Consider the following 23,645-nt stretch of genomic DNA (forward strand, 5'->3'; position numbering starts at 1 on the left):
TCCGCGCGGACGTCCGCGCCCCCTCGCGCCGCGGGTCAGGCGACGAGTGCCCGGCCCGGGTCCAGCCGGGCCAGGAGCGCGGCGTGGTGCAGGGCGGCGACGGGGGCGACGAGGTCCGGGTGGCGCAGCAGGGCCGCCGCCCGGCGGTCGGCGTCGCCGGGTGCGAGCAGGCGGCGGAACTCCGCCGGTGTCCCGGCCGAGGGGCCGCCCTCGGCCAGCGCGGCCACGGCCGGCCCGGCGAGCGCCGGGTCGGTCAGCAGGCAGGCCGCCCAGCTGGCGACGACCTCGTCCACCCAGGTCCGCCAGGCGTCCGCGTCCGGGTCGGTGGGCGTCGCGCCGTCGGCTCCCGTGATCCAGTCGAGCCGGGCGGAGCCTCCGGGGCCCGCCACGCCCAGCAGCGCCACGTCCATCGGGGTCGGATAGCGCAGCCGGGCGGCGACCGTCACGGCCTGCCGCGCCTGCACCTCGCACAGGGCGTCGGCCAGGGCGCCGCCGGACGCCGGGTAGGCGCGGACGAGCCACTGTGCGGTCGCCGCGATGACGGGGGAGAGATCTGTGTGCACTGCCGGGCCGTCCGAACTGCTCGTCGTGGGGAACACGGGGTCCGTGGAAACGGTAGCCCGCGGCGCACCGCCGGGAACATGGCCCGGCTCCCGCCCGGGGCGTGGCCTCGGCCACACCATGGCGTACGGATCCGTGCCCGCCCGGGGGATGCGATCCTGGAGCGCGTTCGCCGATCGGCAAAGTCCCGCCCGGCCCACCGGTGTGGAGGAACAGTCCTGAGTACCACCGTCCTCTCCGAGGCCGTGCCCGTCGTCCTGCTGCTGGGCGTCCTGGCCTTCGCCGTGCTGCGCCCCCGGGGGCTCCCGGAGGCGGTGGCCGCCGTGCCCGCCGCCGTGCTGGTCGTGGCGCTCGGCATGGTCTCCCCGCACCGGGCGTGGGAGCAGACCCGTACGCTGCTGCCGGTCGTCGTCTTTCTCGCACTCGTGCTGATGCTGGCGTACCTGTGCGCCAAGGAGGGCCTGTTCGAGGCCGTCGGCGCGGCCGTGGCCCGCAGGTGCGGCGGCAGTCCGCGGCGGCTGCTGACCGGGGTCTTCGCCGTGGCCTGCGCGGTCACGGCCGTGCTCAGTCTGGACGCGACCGCCGTACTGCTCACCCCCGTGGTCCTGGCCACCGCCTCCCGGGCCGGTGCGCGGGCCCGCCCGCACGTGTACGCGACCGCGCATCTGGCGAACTCCGCCTCGCTGCTCCTGCCGGTCTCCAACCTGACCAACCTGCTGGCGTTCACGGCCAGTGGGCTGACCTTCACCCGGTTCGCCGCGCTGATGGCGCTGCCCTGGCTGGCCGCGATCGCCGTCGAGTACGCCGTGTTCCGCCGTTTCTTCCGCACCGACCTGGCCGAGCCGGTGTCCGCGGCCCCCGTCCGCCCCGGCTCCGTGTCCGTCGCTCCCGGTCCCTCCGGACCCGTTGGACCCACTGGACCCAGCGGACCCATCGGATCGGCCCCCGCGAAGGCTCGGGGCGGCGCCCCCGGTGCCGGGCCGGGCGTGGCGTCCGCGCCGGCCGCGCCCGCCGTGCCCCGCTTCACCGTGGTCGTCGTGGCCCTGACCCTGGCCGGGTTCGCGCTGGCCTCGCCGGCCGGGGTGGACCCCGCCTGGGCCGCGCTGGGCGGCGTGCTGGTGCTCGGGGTACGGGCGCTGGCCCGCCGCCATGTCACGCCCCAGGAGATGGCGGGCGCCGCCGCGCCGCTGTTCTGCCTGTTCGTACTCGCCCTCGGCATCGTGGTGCAGGGGGTGCTGGCGGGCGCGTCGGCGACCGGGCTGGGGAGGCTGCTGCCGGACGGGGACTCGCTGCCGGCGCTGCTCGGGGTGGCGGCGGTCGCCGCGGTGCTGGCCAACGTCGTCAACAACCTGCCCGCCGTACTCGCCCTGCTCCCGCTGGCCGCGCCCGCCGGTCCGGCCCAGGTCCTCGCCGTGCTGATCGGGGTGAACCTGGGCCCCAACCTGACCTACGTCGGCTCGCTGGCGACCCTGCTGTGGCGGCGCATCCTGCACCGGCACGGCATCGAGGTGGAGCTGGGCCGGTTCACCGCCCTGGGGCTGCTCACCGTGCCGGCCACGGTCGCCGCCTCGACAGTGGCCCTGTGGGGGGCGCTGCGCCTCGTCGGGGCCTGACGCCCGCGGCACCGCCGCCCGCCGGACATCCGCTCACTGGGTCGCCACGACGATGCAGCGCCGCAGCTCCGCCAGCGCCCCGGGATCGCCCTCGACGGTCACACCGCGGTCCCCGTCGGCCCCCGCCCGGTTCCACAGCGACCGCAGCACACTCTCCGGCGGGCCGCTCAGCGTCGCGTCGGCCGTGCCGTCGCCCGCGCCGTCCGTGACGGTGAACTCGCCCGGTCCGGTCCGCACCCGCCAGGCGGCGCGGTCGCCGGCCCGCACCAGGAACGTACGCCCCGGCGAGCCGTCCAGGATCTCCGTGAAGTAGTCGCCCCACTCCGCCACCGAGTACGCGACGAAGACCTTCAGCAGTTCGTCGACGCCGTCCACGGCGAGGTCGTCGGGTACGGCGGTGACGGGCCGTCCGGTGGCGAGTTCGGCGTCGATGCGGTGGACGACCGTCTCCTGCGCCATCCGCCGGATCCAGAAGCCGACGCTCTGGTCGGGCCCGTACCAGGTGCCGGCCGGGTCCTCGGGGGCGCGGGCGGCGAACTCGGCGCGCAGCGCGGCGTAGCCCCGGTCGAGCAGCTCCGTCGGTGCCTCGTCGGCGAACTCCTTGGGCGGCCAGGGCTCGGGCTCGGCCCCGTCGCGCATGGCGGCGGCCTTGTGCAGGTAGACCTCGCCGACGTGACGGGTCAGATCGGCGACGGTCCAGCCGGGGCAGGTGGGCACCGGGGCGTCGGGGTCGGTCTCGACGACGCCCCGCAGCCGGTCGTGGTCGGTCGCGAGGCAGTCGAGGAAGCGGGTGAACTCCATGCCGCCGAGCCAAACACACGCTCAGGCCCGGGGCACGCCGTTTTCACCTTCCCGGCGTCCCCGCGCCCCCAGCCCGGCCCGCGCTCACCACGCCGGGCTGGGGACCGCGGGGCGCCGGACCGCTTCGGCGGCGTCCCGCAGGTGCAGCGCGACGGAGATCAGGGCGCGCAGTGCGGAGGGCCGCAGGCTCTGGGCGCTCTCGGCGGCCAGCACCAGCAGGCAGCCCGCGGCCTGCTCGACGACCGGGACGGAGAAGGCGAAGTCGTCGCCGTCGGCGCCGCGGAAGGCGCGCCACGGTGTGGCGGCACCGTCGATGGCCTTGTGCACGGCCTGCTCGAGGTGCTGTGCGGCCTGCCGGCACACGGGGGCGGGCAGAACGATCGTGCGATGAAACGCTGAACTGGTCATAGTCCCACTGCTCCCCCGCGCCGGGGCCTTTCGATCGGCACACCGGGCGCTTTTCACCGGGTCGGCGGCAGCGGCGCCCCGGGCACTCATGTCCCAACGGGTCACATGTCCCACTGGGACATTTTCAGGTGTACGCTCGGAGGCATGACGGCAACGAAGCCCTCCCCCGCCACCGAGGACCGGCGGCAGCGCAAGGCGCGGCAGACCCGCGACGCGCTGGCCACCGCCGCCTGCGACCTGATCCTGGAGCACGGGCCGGCGGCGACCACGGTGGAGGCGATCGCCGAGCGCGCGGACGTCACGCGCCGCACGTTCAGCCGGCACTTCGCCGGCAAGGAGGACGCGGCGCTCGACTTCGTCCGCCGGGACGGCGACCGGATCAACGCGCTGCTGCGCTCCCGCCCCGCCGGGGAGCCGCCCCTGCTGGCCTATCGCAGGGCCGTACGGGAGTGGCTGGCCGACCGGGAGGACCCGGCCTGGCACGTGCGTCCGCGGATGCGCCGCCTGCTGGCCCTGGCCGACACCGAGCCCGAGCTGTTCGCCGCCTACCAGCGCATCCGGGTCGACGCCCAGGAGGAGTCGATCCGCATCGTCGCCGCCCGGCTCGGCAGCGACGACGTCCGGGACGTGCGCCCGGCCGCCGTCGTCGACGCCGCCGCCGGGGTCCTGATCGCCGCCCTGCGCCTGTGGGCGCGCGGCGGTGAGGGGGACTCGGCAGCCGCAGACCTCGCCGCCCTCGTGGAGCAGGCCTACGACGCCCTGACCTCGGAGGCCGCGGCCGCGACCCCCGAAAGCACCACCGAAGAGTGAGAACAGCACCATGAGCACCACCGGAACCACCCCCGCCACCACCGGGTACGCCGCCGAGTTCGCCGGCCGTACCGCCCTCGTGACCGGCGCCGCCTCCGGCATCGGCCTGGCCACCGCCCGTCGGCTCGGCGCCGGCGGCGCCCGGGTCGTCGTCGCCGACTTCAACGCCGAGGGCGCCGAGAAGGCCGCCGCCGAGCTGAGGGCCGGGGGCGTCGAGGCCGCCGCGGTCGAGCTGGACGTCACCCGCCCGGAGTCCGTCGAGGCGGCCGTCGGGTTCGCCGTCGACACGTTCGGCTCGCTGGACCTCGCCGTCAACAACGCCGGTATCGGCGGCCCCAGCGCCCCGACCGGCGAGTACGACGTGGAGGCCTACCAGCGCGTCGTGCGCACCAACCTCGACGGCGTCTTCTACTCGATGCGCTACGAACTGCCCGCCATCGAGGCGGCCGGCAAGGGCGGCTCGATCGTGAACGTCGCCTCCATCCTCGGCTCGGTCGGCTTCGCCGGCTCCCCCGCCTACGTCGCCGCCAAGCACGGCGTGGTCGGGCTGACGAAGGCGGCCGCCGCCGAGTACGCCGCCCGGGGCATCCGGATCAACGCGGTCGGTCCGGGCTTCATCGACACCCCCCTGCTCAAGACCATGGACGAGGCCGCCTACCAGGGGCTGGTCGCCCTGCACCCGGCCGGCCGCCTCGGGCGCTCCGAGGAGGTCGCGGAGCTGATCGCCTTCCTGCTGTCCGACCGCGCGTCCTTCGTCGCGGGCAGTTATCACCTGGTCGACGGCGCCTACACCGCCGTCTGACCGGCACTCGCCCGTCCGAGGGGGAAGTCCGGGGGAAGTCCGGGGGAAGAGAACAAAGGAGTTCGATCATGAAGGCACTGCAGTACCGCACCATCGGCGCCCCGCCCGAGGTCGTCACCGTCCCGGACCCGGAACCGGGCCCCGGCCAGGTGCTGCTGAAGGTGACCGCGGCCGGAGTCTGCCACTCCGACATCGCGGTGATGAGCTGGCCCGCCGAGGGCTTCCCGTACGAGCTGCCGCTCACCCTCGGCCACGAGGGCGTCGGCACCGTGGCCGCGCTCGGCGCCGGGGTGACGGGGCTCGCCGAGGGCGACGCGGTCGCCGTGTACGGGCCCTGGGGCTGCGGCACCTGCGCCAAGTGCGCGGAGGGCAAGGAGAACTACTGCCTGCGCGCCGCCGAGCTGGGCATCCACCCGCCGGGGCTCGGGCGCCCGGGGTCCATGGCCGAGTACCTGCTGATCGACGACCCCCGGCACCTGGTCCCGCTGGACGGGCTCGACCCGGTCGCGGCGGTGCCGCTCACCGACGCCGGACTGACGCCGTACCACGCGATCAAGCGGTCGCTGCCCAAGCTGGTCCCCGGCTCCACCGCGGTGGTCATCGGCACCGGTGGCCTCGGCCACGTCGCCATCCAGCTGCTGCGCGCCCTGACGTCCGCCCGGGTGGTCGCCCTGGACGTCAGCGAGGAGAAGCTGCGCCTCGCCCGCGAGGTGGGCGCGCACGAGGCGGTGCTGTCGGACGCGAAGGCCGCGGACGCGGTGCGCGACATCACCGGCGGTCTCGGCGCCGAGGCCGTGTTCGACTTCGTCGGCGTGGCGCCCACCGTGAAGACCGCCGGAGCCGTCGCGGCCGTCGAGGGCGATGTCACCCTGGTCGGCATCGGCGGCGGATCGCTGCCCGTCGGCTTCGGCATGCTGCCGTTCGAGGTGTCGGTCAACGCTCCCTACTGGGGCAGCCGCAGCGAGCTGATCGAGGTGCTGAACCTGGCCCGCTCCGGTGCCGTGTCGGTGCACACCGAGACGTACTCCCTGGACGACGCCCCGCTCGCCTACGAGCGGCTGCACGAGGGCAGGGTCAACGGCCGCGCGGTGATCCTGCCCCACGGCTGACCGGCCCGGACCCCGCGGCCGCGGCACGATCCGCCGGGGCGGCCGAGGGGGCGCGACCGGTCCCCCGTTCCGGTCGTGCCCCCGTCCCGTCGAACCTACGTGGACGGGTCCGCCGTTGTGAATCGTGCCGGTGCCCGCTGCCGGGCCCGGAGCACTCACTCGTGCACAGGTGAGTCCGGATGGCCCGGTTTCGTCCCGTGCAGGAGCGGCTGGCCGAGGTCACCGGCCGCCAGGTGGGCCAGCACGACCTCGTACAGGTCGCTGCCCGCGGCGAGCAACTGGCGTTCGAGGACGGGTTCGGCGCTGCGGACGTGCTCGCGGACGGTCTGCGCGTGCATGCCGAGCTGCTGGGCGGCACGCTCGGCGTTGCCGCCCGCGGCGATCCAGGTGCGCAGGGTGCGCCGCAGGTCCCGGCCGTCCGGGTCGAGGCGGCAGAGCAGGTCGACGGCCCAGGTGCGCAGCGCGGGCCCGGTCAGCAGGTCGGTGAGCCGGGCGGCGCCTGCCCGTGCGCCGGCGCCCGGCGGGGGTTCGGCGAGGCCCACCTGGGCGTTCAGGGCCAGGTGGACGGCGGCCCGGACGGTCAGGTCGGCGAAGTCCGTGCGCAGCAGCGACTCGACCCGGTCCATGCGGGCGCGGACCGTGTTGCGGCTGACGCCGAGGACCTTCGCCGCGTTGACGGCGGTGAACTCCAGACCGAGCCGGGTGGTGGCGATCAGTTCGGCGCGGGTGTGGTGCGACAGTCCGTCCAGCGGGCTCAGCACGTCCGCCGTCCAGTCGTGCAGCGCCGCCGGGTCCATCAGCCGCTCGGGGCGGGTCCGCTCGGCGTACAGGGCCGCCTTCTCCGGGCGGAACCGGGCCACGGCCAGGGCGCTGACGGCCTGTCCGTAGGCGGCCGCGGTGCGGGCCAGGCCCTGCCGGGCGCTGCCGCCGACGAACACGCCGGGGCGGCGGCCGACGAGCGTGCGCAGTTCCTGCCCGGCCGTGTCGCGCGGGGCGAGCACGATGACGTGTCCGTCGACCGCCGGGCACCGCACGACCAGCGCCCGTTCCCCCGTCGCCGACAGGCACTCCTCGGCGAGGCGGTCCCGTTCGGCGGGGCTGCTCTCCACGACGTACACGCACGCCGTGTCGGTGTCGAGGAGGCCGGGCCAGAGTCCGGCGGCGACGCGGCGGGCGGAGACGGTGTCCTCCACCATCAGCAGTTGCAGGATGGCCAGGCGCAGGTCGGAGGTGGCCCGCCGCAGCCGGTGTCCGGCCGCGGTCGACTCGTGGCCGGCCAGCAGCAGCTCCAGCACCTGGGCGGCGTGCGTGACGATGTCGGAGACGCGCCGGTCGAAGGGCTCCTCGCGGGCGACGGCGAGGACGGCGGCCGCTGCCGGACGGGACCGCTCCACGCGCACCAGCCGCAGATGGCGGCCCCGGTCCTCCAGGGCGGCGGACGCGATCCGGCCGGAGGTGACGTCGGCGGCCAGGACGTCGTCCAGCGGGACCCGGGTGCCGGCCAGCAGCCGGCCGGTGTCGTCCTGCAGCGCGACGGTCGCCCGCGCGATGCCCGCGAGCCACGCCACGACCCGGTTCAGGTCGCGGCCGGCCGGCCGCAGGTGGTCGAGCAGTTCCTGCGCCCATCCCGCGTGCTCACCGGCCCCGGACGTCCGCTGCCGTCCGCCGTCCTCTCGGCCCGCCACGTCGGCCTTCTCCTCGTCTCGCCTCGTCCCCGGCCCAGGTCCGGGACGTTACCTCATGGCTGCGCGCACGGGACCCCTCCGGCCGTCGGCGGCGGGGCCGCGCCGGGGCCTGTCGGGCGGGGCGGGCGAGCGGGCATAAGCTCGGTGAATGGCGAAGTACTTCGACGTGCACCCCGACAACCCCCAGCCGCGCAGCATCGCCCAGGTCGCCGACAGCGTCCGCTCCGGCGCGCTGATCGCGTATCCGACGGACTCCTGCTACGCGCTGGGCTGCCGACTGGGCAGCCGCGACGGGATCGACCGCATCCGGTCGATCCGGCACCTGGACAACCGGCACCACTTCACCCTCGTCTGCCAGGACTTCGCGCAGCTCGGGCAGTTCGTACAGATCGACAACGACGTGTTCCGGGCGATCAAGGCCTCGACGCCCGGCAGCTACACCTTCATCCTGCCCGCGACGAGGGAGGTGCCGCGCGCGCTCCAGCACCCGAAGAAGAAGACGGTGGGCGTGCGCATCCCCGACCACGTCGTCACCCAGGCCCTGCTCGCCGAACTCGGTGAACCGCTGCTGTCCAGCACGCTGTTGCTGCCCGACGAGGAGGAGCCGATGACGCAGGGCTGGGAGATCAAGGACCGGCTCGACCACGTGCTGGACGCGGTCGTCGACTCCGGGGACTGCGGCACCGAGCCCACCACGGTCGTCGACTTCTCCGGCGGCGAGGCGGAGATCGTGCGGCACGGCGCGGGCGACCCGACCCGGTTCGAGTAGCGAGCCGTCCGCCGCCCGACCGCACGAACAGAGAGAGGCACACCATGACCGCCACAGCGGGAACCGCCCTCGACATCCCCACCGGCGACGGCACCGCCGACGCCTACCTGACCCGTCCGGCCGACGGGGGACCGCATCCGGCGGTCCTGCTGTACATGGACGCCTTCGGGCTGCGTCCCAGCCTGCGGTCGATGGCCGACCGGCTGGCCGGTGCCGGGTACACCGTCCTGGTGCCGAACGTCTTCTACCGCAGTGGACGGACTCCCGTCGTGGAGCTGCCCGGGTTCATCGACCCGGGGGCGCGCCCGGAGATCTTCGAGCGGCTCGGTCCGATCATGCGGTCGCTGACCCCGGACCTGGCGATGCAGGACGCCGACGCCTACCTGCGCCTGCTGGCCGGCCGTCCGGAGGCGGCCGACGGTCCGGTCGCGCTGGTCGGCTACTGCATGGGTGCCGGGCTCGCCCTGCGCACCGCGGGGACGTATCCGGACCGGGTCGCCGCGGTCGCCGGGTTCCACGGCGCCAACCTGGCGACGGACGGGCCGCACAGTCCGCACCTGGTGGCCGGGGACATCACCGCCGAGGCGTACTTCGCCCACGCGGACCAGGATCCGGGCATGGACGCCGAGCAGCAGGAGCGCCTGGCGGCGGCGCTGACGGCGGCCGGTGTCCGGCACCGCTGCGAGGTCTACGCCGGCGCCCACCACGGCTACACGCAGGCCGACACCGCGGCCTACGACCCGGAGGCGACCGAGCGGCACTGGGCGGCCCTGCTCGACCTCCTGAAGCGGACGTTCTGACCCCGGACGCCCCGAAACGGCCCGTCCTGGGCGGGAGTTGGTGCGCCTCCCCACGTCCGGCCCCGGGTGCGGGCGTTGTTACCGTGCCCGGGTGTCCAACTCCTCACGCGATTCAGCCGAAGGCGCCGGCTGGGGCTCCGCCGAGCCCGGCGCCTACCGAGCGCTCATGCCGGGGCGCACCGAGAAGCTGTCCTGGCTGAGCCCGAGAACGCTGTGGGCCGCCCGCAACGGCGTGCTGGCCTCCTGGTTCGGGGACCCCACGGGCCGGACCCGCTCCCGCTGGGTGGCGCAGCGGGCGGCGGCCGGCGCACCGGCCGACAAGGTGATCCGCCGGGACGACCCCGACCGGTTCTCCTTCCTGGTCATCGGCGACACGGGCGAGGGCGACGACCCCCAGTACGCCGTCGTGCCCGGGCTGCTGGAGGCCGGCCGGGACACCCGGTTCGCGGTCCTCGCGAGCGACGTGATCTACCCGGTGGGCAGTGCCGACGACTACGGCACGAAGTTCTTCCGCCCCTACCGCGACTACCGGGCGCCCATATACGCGATACCGGGCAACCACGACTGGTACGAGGACCTGGGCGGCTTCATGCGGGTCTTCTGCGACGACGCCCCGCCCCTCGCCCCGGAGGCCGCGCCGCGCCGGTTCACCCGCGCGTGGCTGCGGTCCCTGTTGTGGCACCGGCCGCGTCCGGACGACGGCGCCCGGCTGGCCGAGGCGCGCGAGCTGCGCCCGGCACCGTCCCAGCAGGCCGCTCAGCCGGGACCGTACTGGGCCGTCGACGCCGGTCCGGTCAGGATCGTCGGCATCGACACCGGTCTGCTGGGCACCGTCGACGCCGAGCAGGGTGCCTGGCTGCGCGAGGTGTCGGCGGGAGACCGGCCGAAGATCCTGGTCACCGGGTCGCCCCTGTACGTGGACGGCGAGCACCACCCGTGCGAGATCGAGGGCGGCGGCACGGTCGACGACATCGTGCGCGACCCCGCCAACCACTACGTCGCGGCGATCGGCGGCGACATCCACAACTACCAGCGCTACCCGGTCGACGTGGACGGCCGCACCGTGCAGTACGTCGTGGCGGGCGGCGGCGGGGCGTTCATGCACGCCACGCACACCATCCCGCGCGTCTCGGTGGCCGGCGTCACCGAGGACGACTTCCGCTCCTACCCGCTGCGCGGCGACTCGCTCGCCTTCTACGGCGCCCTGTACGGCCGTCGGCTCCGGCTGCGGCGTTTCTTCACCCTCACGGAGGCCGAGGCGACGGCCGTGATCGCCGAACGCCTCGGCATCCGCACCGGCCGCGCACCGGGCGGCGGCGCGCGGGTCACCCGGCGCACCCGGATCGTGGCCGGGCTGCTCGGCACCGCGCGGCGGCCCGAGCGCCGCAAGCGGTTCCGGCTGCCCGTGCGCAAGATCTACACGTCGGTGTTCTCGCCGGGGTCGGCGACGTACAGCCCGCCCTTCTTCAAGTGCTTCCTGCGCCTGGACGTGACGCCGGAGGCGGTCAGGCTGCGCTGTTACGCCGCCACGGGGAACCGGGCGCAGGAGGTGGACCCGCCGGTCGAGGACGAGGTGACGATCCCGCTCGGGTGACCGGCGCCCGGCCCGCCGCAGGCCGCGGCCGCCTCACCAGCGGCCCGCCCCGCTGCCGACGAGCGGCTCCGAGGGGGTGCCGTCGACGCCCACCGGTACGTCGCCGGTGAGCATCACCCGGTGCATGGTCCGGGGGTGGTCGAGGTGGGCGTGGTCGCCGGGGGCGAGGTGGATGGTGGCCCGGTTGTCCCAGAAGGCGACGCTGCCGGGCTCCCACCGGAAGCGGACGGTGTACTCGGGGCGGGTGGCCTGCTCCAGGAGGAGTTCCAGGATCGCCGCGCTCTCGGGGCGGGAGAGCCCGGCGATCTGCTCGACGTAGTAGCCGTTGACGAACAGCACCCGCTCCCCCGTCTCCGGGTGGACCCGGACCAGCGGATGCACCGTCGCGGTCTGGTGGTCCAGGAGGTGCCGGACGTAGGCGTCGTCGCCGGGCCGGGGCTGGTAGCCGACGCCGAGGCGGTGTTCGGCGCGCAGGGTGTCGACGAAGGCGCGCAGCGGGGCGGACAGTCCGGCGTAGGCGGCGGCGAGGTTCGCCCAGGTGGTGTCGCCGCCATAGGGAGGCACCGTCTCGGCGCGCAGGACGGTCGCGGCCGGCGGGTCGACGCGGGCCCCGTGGTCGCAGTGCCAGCCGCGCAGCAGCGTGTGGCGCCGGCGCCGCAGCCACTCGTCGTGCTCCATCCCGAAGCGCCCGCCCAGCTCCAGCCGGTCGGCGGTCGTCTCGACCTCCGGGAAGCCGGCCGGGGACGCCTTGCCGCGCCGGGGCAGGACGACCGGCTCGCCGAAGAGGCGGGCGAAGGCGACGTGCCCGGCGTGGTCGAGGCGCTGGTCGCGGAAGAACACCACCTTCCAGCGCAGTACCGCCGACCGCACCGCCGCGACCTGTGCGGCGTCGAGGCCCGCCGCGAGGTCGACGCCGCGGATCTCGGCGCCGATGTGTCCGGCGACCGGTTCCACCTCGATCCCCGTCGCCCCGTCCGTTGCCGTGTCCCTCGCATTGTCCTTCGCGCTGTCCGTCGTCATGCGGAGATCGTGGCAGACCCTCCGCCGCGCCGTCCGGTTGATCACCGGTCGCCGCTTGGGCGAGGCTGGACGGGCGGCACACCGCCGCGCACAGTCGAGGGAAGGTCCCACGGTGATCAGCATTCCCGCGTACACGCTCAACGACGGCACCAGCCTCCCCGCCCTGGGCCTGGGCACCTGGCCGATGAAGGACGAGGAGGCCGAACGGGCGGTCCGCGCGGCCCTGGAGACGGGGTACCGCCTGATCGACACGGCGACGAACTACCGCAACGAGACCGGCGTCGGACGCGGGGTCGCCTCCGCCGGTCTCCCCCGCGAGGAGATCGTCGTGACGACCAAGCTGCCCGGCCGGCACCACGGCTACGAGGAGACGCTCGCCTCCTTCGAGGAGTCCCGCGCCCGTCTCGGTCTGGAGTACGTCGACCTGTACCTGATCCACTGGCCGCTGCCGCGCGTGGACAAGTACGTCGACTCCTGGAAGGCCATGGTCAAGCTGCGCGAGGACGGCCTCGTACGTTCGGTGGGCGTCTCCAACTTCACGGCGGAGCACATCGAGCGGCTGGAGAAGGAGACGGGCGTCCTGCCGTCCGTCAACCAGATCGAGCTGCACCCGCTCCTCCCGCAGGACGAGCTGCGCGCCTACCACGAGCGCAAGGGCATCCGCACCGAGAGCTGGAGCCCGCTGGGCCGGGGCAGCGACCTGCTGGACGACCCCGCCGTCGCCGCGGTCGCCGAGGCACACGGTGTGACGCCCGCCCAGGCGGTCCTGCGCTGGCACACCCAGCTGGGCGCGGTGCCGATCCCGAAGTCCGCCGACCCGGCGCGGCAGCGGGCGAACCTGGACGTCTTCGGCTTCGAACTGGACGCCGAGCAGATGCGCGCGGTGGCGGACCGCGTCCACCGGCGGATCGGCGGCGACCCGGAGGTGCACGAGGAGTTCTGAGCGGGGTACCCGGTGCGGGTCGGTGAGGGTCGGGGGCTCCCGGGAAGGAGCGGCAGGTGGACGGCGAGGACGACGGGCTGCGGGACTACCACGGCAAACGGGACTTCGGCCGGACCGGGGAGCCGGCGGGACCGGGAGCTCCCGGCGAGGGCGGGGACGGGCCACCGCGCTTCGTCGTGCAGATCCACGACGCGAGCACCCTGCACTTCGACTTCCGGCTTCAGGTGGCCGACGTGCTGAAGTCCTGGTCGGTACCGAAGGGGCCGTCGGCCGACCCGCGCGACAAGCGGCTCGCGGTGCCGACGGAGGACCATCCGCTGGAGTACGAGGAGTTCGAGGGCGTGATCCCGGCGGGTGAGTACGGGGGCGGCACGGTCATCGTGTGGGACCACGGCACCTACGAGCCGCTGAGCCACGACCGGCGGGGACGGCCCGTCGACTTCGCCGAGTCGCTCGCGCACGGGCACGCCCGGTTCCGGCTGCACGGCGCGAAGCTGCGCGGAGAGTACGCGCTGACCCGGTTCCGCGGCGGCCCGGACGGCGGTGCCGGTGCGGACCCGGCGTGGCTGCTGGTCAAGACGGCCGGCGGCGGGCGCGGGCACGGCACCCCCGACCCCCGGCGGGCCCGGTCCGCGCGCACCGGCCGGACCCTGGCGCGGGTGGCCGCGGAGGACGGCGAGGAGTAGAGGAGTAGGGGCGGACCGGAGCAGAGCAGGGGCTGCGCCGCCTGTTCACTCCGGGGGCAGGGGCTGTTCGGCCCAGATGGTCTTGCCGGTGTCCGTCTGGCGGCTGCCCCAGCGCTCGGTGAGCTGGGCGACCAGGAGCAGACCCCGGCCGCCCTCGTCGAAGGCGTGGGCGCGGCGCAGGTGGGGTGAGGTGGAGCTGGCGTCGGAGACCTCGCAGATGAGCGCGGTGTGGCGGATGAGGCGCAACTGGATGGGCGGCTCGCCGTACCGGATCGCGTTGGTGACCAGTTCGCTGACCACGAGTTCGGTGACGAAGGCCGTGTCGTCCAGCCCCCAGACCGTCAGCTGTTCGCCGACGGACCGTCTGGTGGCCGCCACCCCGGCGGGGTCGGGAGGGACGTCCCAGATGCGCACCCGGTCCTCGCCCAGGGCCCGGGTGCGGGCCAGCAGCAGCGCGACGTCGTCGCCGGGCTCCTCGGGCAGCACGGCCTTGAGGACGCCGTCGCACAGCGCGTCGAGGGAGGTCGCGGGCGCGGTCAGCGCCCGGCACAGTTCGGCGGTGGCGTGGTCGACGTCGCGGTCCCGGTCCTCGACCAGTCCGTCGGTGTAGAGGGCGACGACGGAGCCCTCCGGCAGCTCCAGCTCCGTCGCCTCGAAGGGCAGTCCGCCGACGCCGAGCGGCGGCCCGGCGGTCATGTCGACGAGGCGGGTGGTGCCGTCCGGGAGGAGGAGGACGGGCGCCGGGTGACCGGCGGTCGCCAGGGCCAGTCGGCGGGAGACGGGGTCGTACACGGCGTACAGGCAGGTGGCGCCCAGTTCGGCGACCTCCGTGTCGCCGCCGTCGGGCGCGCCGCCGGCCGCGAGGTGGGAGACGAGGTCGTCGAGGTGGGTGAGGAGCTCGTCGGGGGGCAGGTCGACGTCGGCGAGGGTGCGGACGGCCGTGCACAGGCGGCCCATGGTCGCCGTGGACGGGATGCCGTGGCCCACGACGTCGCCGACGACGAGGCCGACGCGGGTGCCGGAGAGCGGGATGACGTCGAACCAGTCGCCGCCGATGCCCGCCGCGGACGCGGAGGGGAGGTAGCGGTGGGCCACCTCGACCGCGGCCTGACCGGGCAGGTCCCTGGGGAGCAGGCTGTGCTGGATCGCCAGGGCGGTGGAGCGCTCGCGCGCGAAGCGGCGGGCGTTGTCCATGGAGACGGCGGCCCGGGAGACCAGTTCCTCGGCGAGTACGGCGTCCTCCGTGGCGTACGGCTCCCGGGGCGCGGTCCGGGCGGCCAGCGCGACGCCCAGGGTGGTGCCGCGGGCGCGCAGGGGGACGGCCAGGGTCGAGCAGACGGCTTCGCGGAACGGGCGGTTGTGCGGGGTCTCGGCCTCGCGGGTGCGCATCCACCGGTCGAAGTCCGGGTCGCCGGGGCCGCTGAGGACGACGCGGCCCTCCCGGACCGCCCGGACGGGCGGGCTGTCGGACGGGTGGATCTCCTGCCCGCCGAGGTGCACGGCGGGGGTGGGGAAGCCCTCGGTGGCGGAGGCGTGGGCCACCCGGCGCAGTTCGCCGGTCCCGGGCGGCACGGCGAGGGGCTCGTCGGTGCCGAGCACCCAGTCGAGCAGGTCGACGCTGGCGAAGCCTGCGAACCGGGGTACGAGGAGCCCGACCAGTTCCTCGGCGGTGCGGACGACGTCGAGGGTGCTGCCGACCGCCCCGGCCGCGTTCAGCAGGGCCAGCCGCTCCCGGGCCCGGTGCTGCTCGGTGCTCTCCAGCGCCGCCATGGCGACGGCGGTGAGCGTGCCGGAGGCGTCGTGGACCGGCCAGATCTCCACGGTCCAGGCGTGCAGGCAGCTGCCCGCGGGCGCGGGGGCGTAGCTCTCGTACTGGACGGGCCGTCCCCGGTCGGCCGCCACCCGCAGGTGGTGCAGGAAGCTCCGGGGGTCGCCCTCGAAATCGGCCAGCGTGTCGGACAGGCTGCGGCCGAGCAGTTCCTCGGCGGGCCTGCCCATCATCCGGCACGCGGTGTCGTTGACGTGCACGAAGCGCAGCTCGGGGTCGAGGACGGACATGGACAGGGAGGCCTGCCGTACGGCGTCGTCGATCAGGGCGGGCGCCGGGCCGCCGGGCGCGTCGGCGGTCGCCAGATAGCCGCCGGGAGCGCCGTCGGCGCCCCGCAGGGGGCGGATCCGCAGCCCGAGGCCCACCGGGCGGCCGTCCCGGTGGCGGACCACGACGGTGCCGGACAGGGCGGTGCCGGCCGGGTCGGTGCGGGTCAGGGGGCGGGTGGGTGCGCCCCGCGCGAGCAGATCCCGCGCGGGGCGTCCTACGACCTCCTCGGCCGCGTGTCCGGTGAGCCGCCGCGCGCCGTCGCTCCAGCCCGTCACCAGTCCGCGGGCGTCGACGGTCATCGCGGCGGAGGAATCCTCCATGCCGTCCAGGATCATCCCAGGACGATGCGGTATCAACCGGGGCGGGGCGCGGGTGGTCCCGTCACGGTCGGTGGGCGCGGAGCGCGGCGAGGGCGCGGTCGGCGTGCGTGTTCATCCTGATCTCGCTGCGCACGACCTCCAGCAGGGTGCGGTCCTGCCCGACGACGAAGGTGACCCGCTTGGTGGGAGCCAGGCTGAAGCCCCGCTTCACCCCGAACCGCTCACGGACCGCACCGTCGGTGTCGGACAGCAGCGGCATGCCCAGGGTGTGGCGCCCGGCGAACTCCTGCTGGCGTTCGACGGGGTCGCCGCTGACGCCGACGGGCCGGGCACCGACCGCGGCGAACTCGGCGGCGAGGTCGCGGAAGTGACAGGCCTCCGCGGTGCAGCCGGTGGTCAGGGCGGCGGGGTAGAAGAAGAGGACGACCGGGCCGTCGGCGAGCAGCTCGGACAGGCGGCGCGGGGTGCCGGTCTCGTCCGGCAGCGTGAAGTCCTCGACGGTGTCGCCCACGGCGGGGAGCGCGCTCATGACCGGCCCTCGCTGCCCCGGGCGACGGCGCGGGCCCACAGCACGAGCGGCACCTGCACGGGCAGCCGTCCCAGGGCGGCGGCCTGCTGCGGGGCGGGGTGGTGCCGCCAGTCCCAGGCCATCTTGACGTTGGCGGGGAACACCCCGACGAAGAAGGCCGCGGCGCTCAGCGCGGCGGCCCTGCGGGTGCGCGGCACGGCGAGTCCGGCGGCCAGCGCGAGTTCGGCGACGCCGCTGGCGTACGTCCAGGCCCGGGGGGAGCCCGGCAGGGAGCGCGGGACGGTGGCGTCGAAGGGGCGGGGCTGGGCGAAATGGGCGGCGCCCGCGGTGGCCAGCAGGCCGGCGAGCAGCAGGTGTGAGCGTTCGGACCGTGACACGGTTCCTCCTCATGGGGGCCTGCCGCGCGATATTACTCGACGGTAAGAACCGGGGGGTGAGCGGTTGCCGCCCGGCGGTTGTGGGTGCCGGGCGTACAGCCGAACGCACGCCGGAAGACCTCGATGAACGCGCTGGCGGAGGACCAGCCGCAGCGGTGGGCGACGGTGGTGACGGGCAGGTCGTCGGCGAGCATGCGCAGGGCGTGGTAGAGGCGGGACTGGGTGCGCCACTGGGGGAAGGTCATGCCGAACTCGCGGCGGAAGAGCCGGCTGAGGGTGCGTTCCGCGGTGCCGGTGGCGGCGCCGAGGGCGGCGAGGGTGCGGGTGTCCGCGGGGTCGGCGTGGACCAGCGCGCAGACCTCGGCCAGCCGGGGGTCCCTGGGGGTCGGCAGGCGCAGGGGCTGCTGCGGCGAGGCGCGCAACTGGTCGCACAGCACGGCCAGGAGGCGGCCGCGTTCCGGGCCCGTGTCGCGGGGGGCGAGGGTGTGGGCGACGATCAGTTCGCGCAGCAGCGGGCCGACGGCGAGGACGGCGGGGGTGTCCAGGCCGAGCGGGTTGGCGTCGGCGGGCAGGCCGACCAGGTGCAGGTCGAGGCGGCCGTGGGCGCGGTGGGCGTGCACGGTGCCGGCCGGGATCCAGATGGCGCGCGTCGCCGGCGCGAACCAGGTGCCGGACTCGGTGGTGACGGCCACGACGCCGGACCCGGCGTGGACGATCTGGTGCTCGTCGTGCCGGTGGGCGTCGATCCGCTGCCCGGCGTCCAGCCGCTGGGCGCGGGTCGGGGCGACCGGGGTGTGGCGGACGTCCGGTTGACGGACGTCCGGTTGACGGATGTCCGGTTGGCGGATGCCCGGTTGACCGACGTTCGAGTGGCGGATGTTCGACACAATTCGGCAGGTTATCGAAAGCGGGCCAGTCCCGGTACGCGTGACGATCGACGGGTGACTCCCACTCGCGACCGGCCCCTCGTCCTGCTGTCCTTCGGCCACGCCTGCGTCGACGTCTACCAGGGCAGCGTGGCCGCCCTGGTGCCGTACTTCGTCGCCGAGCGGGCGTACGGCTACGCCGCGGCCTCGGGCGTCGTCCTCGCCGCCTCGTTGCTGTCGTCGCTGGTGCAGCCGCTGTTCGGGGCGCTCACCGACCGGTGGGCGCTGCCGTGGCTGCTGCCGGTGAGCACGCTGACCGCCGGGGCGGGCGTCGCCCTCGGGGGCGTCACCGACTCCTACCCGCTCACCCTCGCGGCCGTCGCGGCGGGCGGTGTGGGGATCGCCGCGTACCACCCGGAGGCGGCGCGGGCGGCGCGGGCGGCCGCACGGGGCAGCCATACGGCGATGGGGTGGTTCTCCCTGGGCGGCAACGTCGGCTTCGCGCTGGCCCCGCCGCTGGTGTGGGCCGTCGTCGGGGGCGGGGGTCTGGGCGCGTCCTGGCTGCTGGCGCTGCCCGCGGTGGCGGGGGCCGTGCTGTGCGGGGTGGCGGTGCGTTCGGCCGGGGCGGCGCGTGCGGCGGGCGGCAAAACGGCGGTGGCGGCGGGGAGCGACGACTGGGCGTCCTTCCTGCGGCTCACCGGCGCCGTCGTGTGCCGTTCCGTCGTGTTCGTCGGCCTGAGCACGTTCGTGGCGCTGTACGTGCGGGAGCGGGTGGGCGGCGGCAGCGCGGCGGGGACGGTGGCACTGTTCGTGCTCTATCTGGGCGGCGCGGTGGGCACCGTCGCCGGGGGGCGGCTCGCGGACCGGTACGGGCGGCTGAGGGTGGTGCGGCGGTCGTACGTCCTGACGGTCCTCGCGGTGGCCGGGGTCGTCCTCGTGCCCGGTCCCGCGGTGTACCTGTTCGTCGCCCTGACGTCGGCGGGGCTGTACGTGCCGTTCTCCCTGCACATCACGCTGGGCCAGGACTACCTGCCGCGCCGGGTGGGGACGGCGAGCGGGGTGACGCTGGGCCTCGCGGTGAGCGTCGGCGGGCTCGCCGCCCCGGCGCTGGGCGCACTGGCCGACGCGTCCTCGCTGCGGACGGCCCTGCTGCCGCTGGTGGCGCTGCCCGCCGTGGGCAGGGTGCTCCTGTGCGGCCTGCGCGAGCCGGTCCCGCCCCCTCCGCCGCCCGCCGTCGGGTCACGGACGGCACGCGACGCCGACGTGCGGTGAGCGACGCCGAGGTGCTGCGCCGAGGTGCGACGCCGAGGTGCGACGGGCTGCCGGCCATCCGCCGTCCCGGTCGCCACCGTCACCCGGCCGGCCCGCGCCGGGGCGCCGCCGAGGACACCGTGACCCGGATCCGCCTCGGCCGTTGACCGCACCCCTTCACCTTCCGGCGCCCGTCATCCCCCGCCCCGGGGCGTGACGGGCGCCAGCCACATGCCCACGATCGCGTCGACGAGGCCGTCGGCCGCGTCCTGCCAGCTGGCGCGCGGGGTCGGGCGGTTCTCGGCCAGGGCCCGCTCGCGCTCCTCCGCCGTGTGCACGATGAGGTGGCGGGCCATGTCGCCCCGCTCCGCGCGGACCTCGTCCGGCAGCGCGGGCATGCACCGGTTGCGCCCGACGATGATCGCCCGCAGGGAGACGGAGGCCCGGGACTCCTCGGTCATGATCTGGCGCAGCGCCGGGTCGGTCATGACCTGGGCGCAGAACCGCGCGTACCAGGTGGGGCTGCCCAGCGCCGCCAGGTGGTCGAACTGGGGACGGACCAGGCAGTCCACCCAGTCGCGCAGGTCGGGCGAGTCGCCGAGGGCGGCGAGCTGCCGGGCGCGCAGCTCCTCGACCCGCTCCGAGTGGCGCTGTGCGATGGCCCGGACGAGGTCCGTCTTGGTGCCGAAGTGGTAGCCGACCGCGGCGTTGTTGCCCTGCCCGGCGGCCTCGCTGACCTGGCGGTTGGAGACCGCGTACACCCCGTGCTCGGCGAACAGCCGCTCAGCGGTGGTCAGGATCAGCTGCCGGGTCGCGCTGACCTGTTCCGTCCGGACCGCCCTGCCCGCCATGATCACCACCGCGCCGGGACTCTCTCCGCACCGCCCGCGACGACCAGCCCCTCGAGTCGTCGCAGGTCCGCCGACGTACGGCGGGTCCTCACGAAAGCCTACGGCGCGGCGGCGGGACATCACCGACCGGCCCGGACGGGCGTTCGGTCCGTACACCCCGTAGGATACTTCAATCGACTGACTTAAAGGCTCGCGTTCCGGTTTCTCCCGCCCGTCGGGGAACTCATCGCTCGAAAGGCTCCTCCATGCCCGCTTCCCCCGCCTCACCACGGCCGAACGCCGTGGTGGCGGTACTGGCCCTGGCCGGGATCGTCGTCGCTCTGATGCAGACCCTGGTCATCCCGATCATCCCGGAGCTGCCGAAGCTCCTGGACGCGTCGGCCTCGGACGCGGCCTGGGCGGTGACCGCGACGTTGCTCGCCTCCGCGGTGGCCACTCCGGTCGTCGGCCGGCTCGGCGACATGTTCGGCAAGCGGCGGATGCTGCTGCTCAGCCTGGTGCTGCTGATCGCCGGTTCGGCGGTCTGCGGCCTGAGCGACGCGCTGGTCCCGATGGTCGTCGGCCGCGCCCTGCAGGGCCTGTCGGCCGCCGTGATCCCGCTCGGCATCAGCATCATGCGCGACGAACTGCCCGTCGAGCGGCTGGCCGGTGCCACCGCGGTGATGAGCGCCTCCCTCGGCGTCGGCGGCGCGCTCGGCCTGCCCGCCGCCGCGCTGATCGCCGACAAGCTCGACTGGCACATGCTGTTCTGGCTCTCCGGCACGCTCGGAGCGGTGTCGCTGGTGCTCGTGCTGACACTGGTGCCCGAGTCGGCGGTGCGCACCGGCGGCCGCTTCGACCTGCTCGGCGGCATCGGCATGGCCGCCGGCCTCGCGAGCCTGCTGCTGGCCATCTCCAAGGGCGGCGACTGGGGCTGGACCTCGGGCACCACCCTGGGCCTGTTCGCGGCGGCCGTGGTGATCCTGCTGGTCTGGGGCTGGTGGGAGCTGCACACCCCGGAGCCCCTGGTGGACCTGCGCACCACCGCCCGCCGCCAGGTGCTCTTCACCAACCTGGCGTCCGTCGCCATCGGCTTCTCGATGTTCGCGATGTCCCTCGTCCTTCCGCAGCTGCTGCAGTTGCCCGAGGCCACCGGTTACGGACTCGGCCGCTCGCTGCTGACCACGGGTCTGGTGATGGCGCCGTCCGGCCTGGTGATGATGGCGTTCGCCCCGGTCTCGGCGAAGGTCTCCAAGTCCAGGGGCCCGAAGGTGACGCTGATGATCGGCGCCCTGATCGTGGCGGCCGGCTACGGCCTGAACATCGTGCTGATGGCCGAGGTCTGGCACCTGGTCCTGGTCTCCTGCGTCATCAGCGCGGGCATCGGCTTCGCCTACGGCGCCATGCCGTCGCTGATCATGGGCGCGGTTCCGCCGAGCGAGACGGCCGCCGCGAACAGCCTCAACACCCTGATGCGGTCGCTCGGCACGTCGGTCGCCAGTGCCATCGCCGGTGTGATCCTGGCCCAGCTGACCATCGACCTGGGCGGCTTCGCCCTGCCGTCCGAGAACGCGTTCAAGGTGGTTATGGCCATCGGCGCGGGCGCGGCCCTGCTGGCCACCGCCCTCGCGTCCTTCATCCCCCGGCACCGCCCGGCCGGCACCCAGGCGGGCCCGGCGCCGGCCGACGGTGTCGCGTCGGAGCCCGCCTCCGTCCGCTGAGGCGACGGCGCCGGTCCCGGCCGGGACCGGCGCCGTTCAGGCGAACCTGGCGGGCAACGCGCGTGGCGGCGCCCCGGCGGGTCGAGTACTGACCCGTGGAGCTGCCGCCGATCCCTCCGATGCTCGCCACCCCCGGCACCCTGCCGCCCGCCGGGCAGGACGCGCGCTGGGCCTACGAGACCAAGCAGGACGGCCAGCGCGTGGTGGTCTACCTGCCCGGCGACGGGAGCGTCCTGCTGCGTGCCCGCTCCGGCCAGGACATCACCGCCGCCTATCCGGAACTGGCTCCGCTCGCCACCGCGCTCGGCGGGACCCCCGCCGTACTGGACGGGGAGGTGCTGGCCCTGGACGAACAGGGCCGTGCCGACTTCCAGTTGCTCCAGTCCCGGATGGGCCTCGCGCACACTCCGGCCCGGGCGGCGCACCGGGCGGCGCGCGTTCCCGTCCACCTGGTTCTGTTCGACGCCCTGCACCTGGCGGGCCGCTCCCTGCTGCGCCTGCCCTACACCGGCCGCCGCGAGCGGCTCACCGACCTCGGCCTGAACGGGCCGTCGTGGTCGACCCCGGCCGCGCTGGTCGGGCACGGCGAACAGGCCCTGCGGGCCACCCGCGAGCACGGCCTGGAGGGGCTGGTGTGCAAGCGGCTGGACTCGGTGTACGAGCCCGGGGTCCGCTCCCGGGCCTGGATCAAGATCCGCAACATGCGCAGCGAGGACGTCGTGGTGGGCGGCTGGCTGCCCGGCAAGGGGCGGCTCGGCGGCCTCCCCGGCGCCGTCCTGGTCGGCCAGCGCGCCGCGGGCTGGCTGCGCTACGTCGGCGGGGTCGGCACCGGCTGGAGCGCGGGCGAGCGCACCGAGCTGGCCGCGCTGCTGGCGGCCGCGGCCAGTGACGCCTGCCCCTTCGACCCGGTGCCGCGGGTGCCAGGGGCACGCTGGGTCCTGCCCCGGCTGGTGGGCGAGGTCCGCTACAGCACCCGCACCCGGGAGGGCATGCTGCGCCAGCCGTCCTGGCTCAGGCTCCGCCCGGACCTGGCGCCCGAGGAGTCGGCCGCGGACCTTCCGGACGACCTGGCGTGAGCGCCTGACTCCGGGTCAGGTGTTGGGCTCGCCTTCACCGCGGGGACGCCCGTGCGCCCTTGGCGCGGGAGGGAAAAGAGGGGACCCTGAACTCCCCTTCCCCCCACAGCCGTTGGGCTGCACCAGCCCGAGGAGGACGCGATGTCCCCGCGTAGCACCACGACGCCCCGCCGCAGATGGCTCACCGTACCGCTCGGTGCCCTCGCCCTCGTCGTCGCCTTTCCCGCCACCGCCTTCGCCGCCCCGCCGCCGGGGCTGCCCGGCAACGCCGACGGCCTGGAGCGGATGTACCAGCCCGCCTACGACTACGACACCGACGGCTGCTATCCCACCCCGGCCATCGGCGCCGACGGAGCGGTCAACGGCGGGCTGAACCCGACCGGGGCGCTCAACGGCAACTGCCGGGACGCCTCCGACCTGGACAACACCAACGGCTACGCGCGGGCCAAGTGCGACGGCGACTGGTGCGCCTACATGTACGGCCTCTACTTCGAGAAGGACCAGGCCCTGCCGGGCACGAGCCTCGGCGGCCACCGGCACGACTGGGAGCACGTGGTGGTGTGGGTGAGGGACGGCGCCGTGCGGTACGTGTCGACCTCCAACCACGGCTCGTTCAGCGTGCACGAGCGTTCCGCCGTCCGCTTCGACGGCACCCACCCGAAGATCGTCTACCACAAGGACGGCATCAGCACCCACTGCTTCCGCCTGGCGACCTCGGGCGACGAGCCCCCGGAGAACCACGAGGGCGCCTGGCAGTACCCGGCCCTGGTGGGCTGGAACGGCTATCCGGCGGGCCTGCGCGAGAAACTGAGCAGCTACGACTTCGGCAGCGCCAACTTCGGCCTCAAGGACGGCAGCTTCGCCTCCCACCTGGCCGCCGCCAAGCCCGCCGGCATCCCCTTCGACCCGAACGCCTGACGCCGGGGGCGGACAGTGGGCCGGTCGGGCGAAGCGGTCGGCCCGGGCCCCTCCGGAG

General features: G+C 74.9%; 23 protein-coding genes. 13 read left to right on the forward strand and 10 right to left on the reverse strand.

The window, feature by feature from the left end:
- Positions 1-35 precede the first annotated feature (35 nt).
- Complete coding sequence (locus tag Sru02f_RS22965) at positions 36-563, reverse strand: hypothetical protein (protein ID WP_167469544.1); 528 nt, start codon at positions 561-563, stop codon at positions 36-38.
- Between the two features lie 243 nt (positions 564-806).
- Between Sru02f_RS22965 and Sru02f_RS22970 the strand changes: the two genes are divergently transcribed.
- Positions 807-2,174, forward strand: a complete 1,368-nt coding sequence (locus Sru02f_RS22970; RefSeq protein ID WP_109032139.1) for an SLC13 family permease — start codon at positions 807-809, stop codon at positions 2,172-2,174.
- 33 nt (positions 2,175-2,207) lie between these two features.
- On the opposite strand, the gene Sru02f_RS22975 is transcribed toward Sru02f_RS22970, so the two are convergent.
- Entirely contained in the window at positions 2,208-2,975 is a 768-nt protein-coding gene (locus Sru02f_RS22975) for a maleylpyruvate isomerase family mycothiol-dependent enzyme (protein ID WP_109032138.1), read from the reverse strand.
- Between the two features lie 84 nt (positions 2,976-3,059).
- Positions 3,060-3,383: a hypothetical protein gene (locus tag Sru02f_RS22980; RefSeq protein WP_003971778.1), complete on the reverse strand. Its 324-nt coding sequence runs from the start codon at positions 3,381-3,383 to the stop codon at positions 3,060-3,062.
- 144 nt (positions 3,384-3,527) lie between these two features.
- Here Sru02f_RS22980 and Sru02f_RS22985 point away from each other — a divergent pair, with 144 nt between their 5' ends.
- The 3 genes from Sru02f_RS22985 (at position 3,528) to Sru02f_RS22995 (ending at position 6,104) form a co-directional block, all read left to right on the forward strand.
- Positions 3,528-4,193 (forward strand): TetR/AcrR family transcriptional regulator, encoded by a 666-nt coding sequence (locus tag Sru02f_RS22985; protein ID WP_003971779.1) that lies wholly within the window; start codon positions 3,528-3,530, stop codon positions 4,191-4,193.
- Between the two features lie 10 nt (positions 4,194-4,203).
- Positions 4,204-4,995 (forward strand): SDR family NAD(P)-dependent oxidoreductase, encoded by a 792-nt coding sequence (locus Sru02f_RS22990; protein ID WP_109032136.1) that lies wholly within the window; start codon positions 4,204-4,206, stop codon positions 4,993-4,995.
- Between the two features lie 68 nt (positions 4,996-5,063).
- On the forward strand, positions 5,064-6,104 hold the full coding sequence (locus Sru02f_RS22995) for an NAD(P)-dependent alcohol dehydrogenase (RefSeq protein ID WP_109032135.1): 1,041 nt from the start codon (positions 5,064-5,066) through the stop codon (positions 6,102-6,104).
- 155 nt (positions 6,105-6,259) lie between these two features.
- Here Sru02f_RS22995 and Sru02f_RS23000 read toward each other — a convergent pair whose 3' ends face one another.
- On the reverse strand, positions 6,260-7,789 hold the full coding sequence (locus tag Sru02f_RS23000) for a helix-turn-helix domain-containing protein (RefSeq protein ID WP_109032134.1): 1,530 nt from the start codon (positions 7,787-7,789) through the stop codon (positions 6,260-6,262).
- Positions 7,790-7,937: 148 nt separating this feature from the next.
- Between Sru02f_RS23000 and Sru02f_RS23005 the strand changes: the two genes are divergently transcribed.
- The 3 genes from Sru02f_RS23005 (at position 7,938) to Sru02f_RS23015 (ending at position 10,952) form a co-directional block, all read left to right on the forward strand.
- Positions 7,938-8,558, forward strand: a complete 621-nt coding sequence (locus Sru02f_RS23005; protein ID WP_164277745.1) for an L-threonylcarbamoyladenylate synthase — start codon at positions 7,938-7,940, stop codon at positions 8,556-8,558.
- 44 nt (positions 8,559-8,602) lie between these two features.
- Entirely contained in the window at positions 8,603-9,358 is a 756-nt protein-coding gene (locus tag Sru02f_RS23010) for a dienelactone hydrolase family protein (protein WP_109032133.1), read from the forward strand.
- 91 nt (positions 9,359-9,449) lie between these two features.
- Complete coding sequence (locus Sru02f_RS23015; protein WP_109032132.1) at positions 9,450-10,952, forward strand: metallophosphoesterase family protein; 1,503 nt, start codon at positions 9,450-9,452, stop codon at positions 10,950-10,952.
- A gap of 33 nt (positions 10,953-10,985) precedes the next feature.
- On the opposite strand, the gene Sru02f_RS23020 is transcribed toward Sru02f_RS23015, so the two are convergent.
- Positions 10,986-11,972: a TauD/TfdA dioxygenase family protein gene (locus tag Sru02f_RS23020; protein WP_109032131.1), complete on the reverse strand. Its 987-nt coding sequence runs from the start codon at positions 11,970-11,972 to the stop codon at positions 10,986-10,988.
- Positions 11,973-12,084: 112 nt separating this feature from the next.
- Between Sru02f_RS23020 and Sru02f_RS23025 the strand changes: the two genes are divergently transcribed.
- Entirely contained in the window at positions 12,085-12,915 is an 831-nt protein-coding gene (locus tag Sru02f_RS23025) for an aldo/keto reductase (protein ID WP_109032130.1), read from the forward strand.
- 56 nt (positions 12,916-12,971) lie between these two features.
- Positions 12,972-13,601, forward strand: coding sequence for a DNA polymerase ligase N-terminal domain-containing protein (locus Sru02f_RS23030; protein ID WP_109032129.1), 630 nt, complete (start codon positions 12,972-12,974; stop codon positions 13,599-13,601).
- Positions 13,602-13,646: 45 nt separating this feature from the next.
- Here Sru02f_RS23030 and Sru02f_RS23035 read toward each other — a convergent pair whose 3' ends face one another.
- The 4 genes from Sru02f_RS23035 to Sru02f_RS23050 all read right to left on the reverse strand — a co-directional run bounded on the left by Sru02f_RS23035 (position 13,647) and on the right by Sru02f_RS23050 (position 17,758).
- Positions 13,647-16,019 (reverse strand): SpoIIE family protein phosphatase, encoded by a 2,373-nt coding sequence (locus Sru02f_RS23035; RefSeq protein ID WP_167469543.1) that lies wholly within the window; start codon positions 16,017-16,019, stop codon positions 13,647-13,649.
- Positions 16,020-16,080: 61 nt separating this feature from the next.
- The gene (locus Sru02f_RS23040) at positions 16,081-16,548 is read right to left on the reverse strand and encodes a peroxiredoxin (RefSeq protein WP_003971790.1); all 468 of its coding nucleotides are present in this window, start codon (positions 16,546-16,548) and stop codon (positions 16,081-16,083) included.
- Complete coding sequence (locus Sru02f_RS23045) at positions 16,545-16,925, reverse strand: DoxX family protein (RefSeq protein ID WP_109032127.1); 381 nt, start codon at positions 16,923-16,925, stop codon at positions 16,545-16,547. Before Sru02f_RS23045 ends, Sru02f_RS23040 begins: the two co-directional genes overlap by 4 nt.
- 32 nt (positions 16,926-16,957) lie before the next feature.
- The gene (locus Sru02f_RS23050; RefSeq protein WP_167469590.1) at positions 16,958-17,758 is read right to left on the reverse strand and encodes a helix-turn-helix domain-containing protein; all 801 of its coding nucleotides are present in this window, start codon (positions 17,756-17,758) and stop codon (positions 16,958-16,960) included.
- A 108-nt stretch (positions 17,759-17,866) separates the two neighbouring features.
- On the opposite strand from Sru02f_RS23050, the gene Sru02f_RS23055 reads away from it, so the two are divergent.
- Positions 17,867-19,063 carry an MFS transporter gene (locus tag Sru02f_RS23055; protein ID WP_109032125.1) on the forward strand — a complete coding sequence of 399 codons (1,197 nt, stop codon included), beginning with the start codon at positions 17,867-17,869 and terminating at the stop codon, positions 19,061-19,063.
- A 173-nt stretch (positions 19,064-19,236) separates the two neighbouring features.
- On the opposite strand, the gene Sru02f_RS23060 is transcribed toward Sru02f_RS23055, so the two are convergent.
- On the reverse strand, positions 19,237-19,893 hold the full coding sequence (locus Sru02f_RS23060; RefSeq protein WP_109032553.1) for a TetR/AcrR family transcriptional regulator: 657 nt from the start codon (positions 19,891-19,893) through the stop codon (positions 19,237-19,239).
- Between the two features lie 245 nt (positions 19,894-20,138).
- On the opposite strand from Sru02f_RS23060, the gene Sru02f_RS23065 reads away from it, so the two are divergent.
- The 3 genes from Sru02f_RS23065 (at position 20,139) to Sru02f_RS23075 (ending at position 23,587) form a co-directional block, all read left to right on the forward strand.
- The gene (locus Sru02f_RS23065; RefSeq protein WP_109032124.1) at positions 20,139-21,593 is read left to right on the forward strand and encodes an MFS transporter; all 1,455 of its coding nucleotides are present in this window, start codon (positions 20,139-20,141) and stop codon (positions 21,591-21,593) included.
- Positions 21,594-21,688: 95 nt separating this feature from the next.
- A complete protein-coding gene (locus tag Sru02f_RS23070; protein ID WP_373103521.1) occupies positions 21,689-22,669 on the forward strand; it encodes an ATP-dependent DNA ligase in 981 nt (326 codons plus the stop codon).
- 141 nt (positions 22,670-22,810) lie between these two features.
- The gene (locus Sru02f_RS23075) at positions 22,811-23,587 is read left to right on the forward strand and encodes an NPP1 family protein (RefSeq protein ID WP_109032122.1); all 777 of its coding nucleotides are present in this window, start codon (positions 22,811-22,813) and stop codon (positions 23,585-23,587) included.
- Positions 23,588-23,645 lie beyond the last annotated feature (58 nt).

The sequence above is a fragment of the Streptomyces rubrogriseus genome, assembly GCF_027947575.1.
GTDB classification, from domain to species: Bacteria; Actinomycetota; Actinomycetes; order Streptomycetales; family Streptomycetaceae; genus Streptomyces; species Streptomyces rubrogriseus.

Bases quoted from the DNA above. Each gene is read 5' to 3' on its own strand.
- Sru02f_RS23065 (WP_109032124.1), top strand. From the start codon at position 20,139: ATGCCCGCTTCCCCCGCCTCACCACGGCCGAACGCCGTGGTGGCGGTA.
- Sru02f_RS23060 (WP_109032553.1), bottom strand. From the start codon at position 19,893: ATGGCGGGCAGGGCGGTCCGGACGGAACAGGTCAGCGCGACCCGGCAG.
- Sru02f_RS22985 (WP_003971779.1), top strand. From the start codon at position 3,528: ATGACGGCAACGAAGCCCTCCCCCGCCACCGAGGACCGGCGGCAGCGC.
- Sru02f_RS23035 (WP_167469543.1), bottom strand. From the start codon at position 16,019: ATGGAGGATTCCTCCGCCGCGATGACCGTCGACGCCCGCGGACTGGTG.
- Sru02f_RS23075 (WP_109032122.1), top strand. From the start codon at position 22,811: ATGTCCCCGCGTAGCACCACGACGCCCCGCCGCAGATGGCTCACCGTA.
- Sru02f_RS22990 (WP_109032136.1), top strand. From the start codon at position 4,204: ATGAGCACCACCGGAACCACCCCCGCCACCACCGGGTACGCCGCCGAG.
- Sru02f_RS23010 (WP_109032133.1), top strand. From the start codon at position 8,603: ATGACCGCCACAGCGGGAACCGCCCTCGACATCCCCACCGGCGACGGC.
- Sru02f_RS23040 (WP_003971790.1), bottom strand. From the start codon at position 16,548: ATGAGCGCGCTCCCCGCCGTGGGCGACACCGTCGAGGACTTCACGCTG.
- Sru02f_RS22980 (WP_003971778.1), bottom strand. From the start codon at position 3,383: ATGACCAGTTCAGCGTTTCATCGCACGATCGTTCTGCCCGCCCCCGTG.
- Sru02f_RS22995 (WP_109032135.1), top strand. From the start codon at position 5,064: ATGAAGGCACTGCAGTACCGCACCATCGGCGCCCCGCCCGAGGTCGTC.
- Sru02f_RS22975 (WP_109032138.1), bottom strand. From the start codon at position 2,975: ATGGAGTTCACCCGCTTCCTCGACTGCCTCGCGACCGACCACGACCGG.
- Sru02f_RS23020 (WP_109032131.1), bottom strand. From the start codon at position 11,972: ATGACGACGGACAGCGCGAAGGACAATGCGAGGGACACGGCAACGGAC.
- Sru02f_RS23005 (WP_164277745.1), top strand. From the start codon at position 7,938: ATGGCGAAGTACTTCGACGTGCACCCCGACAACCCCCAGCCGCGCAGC.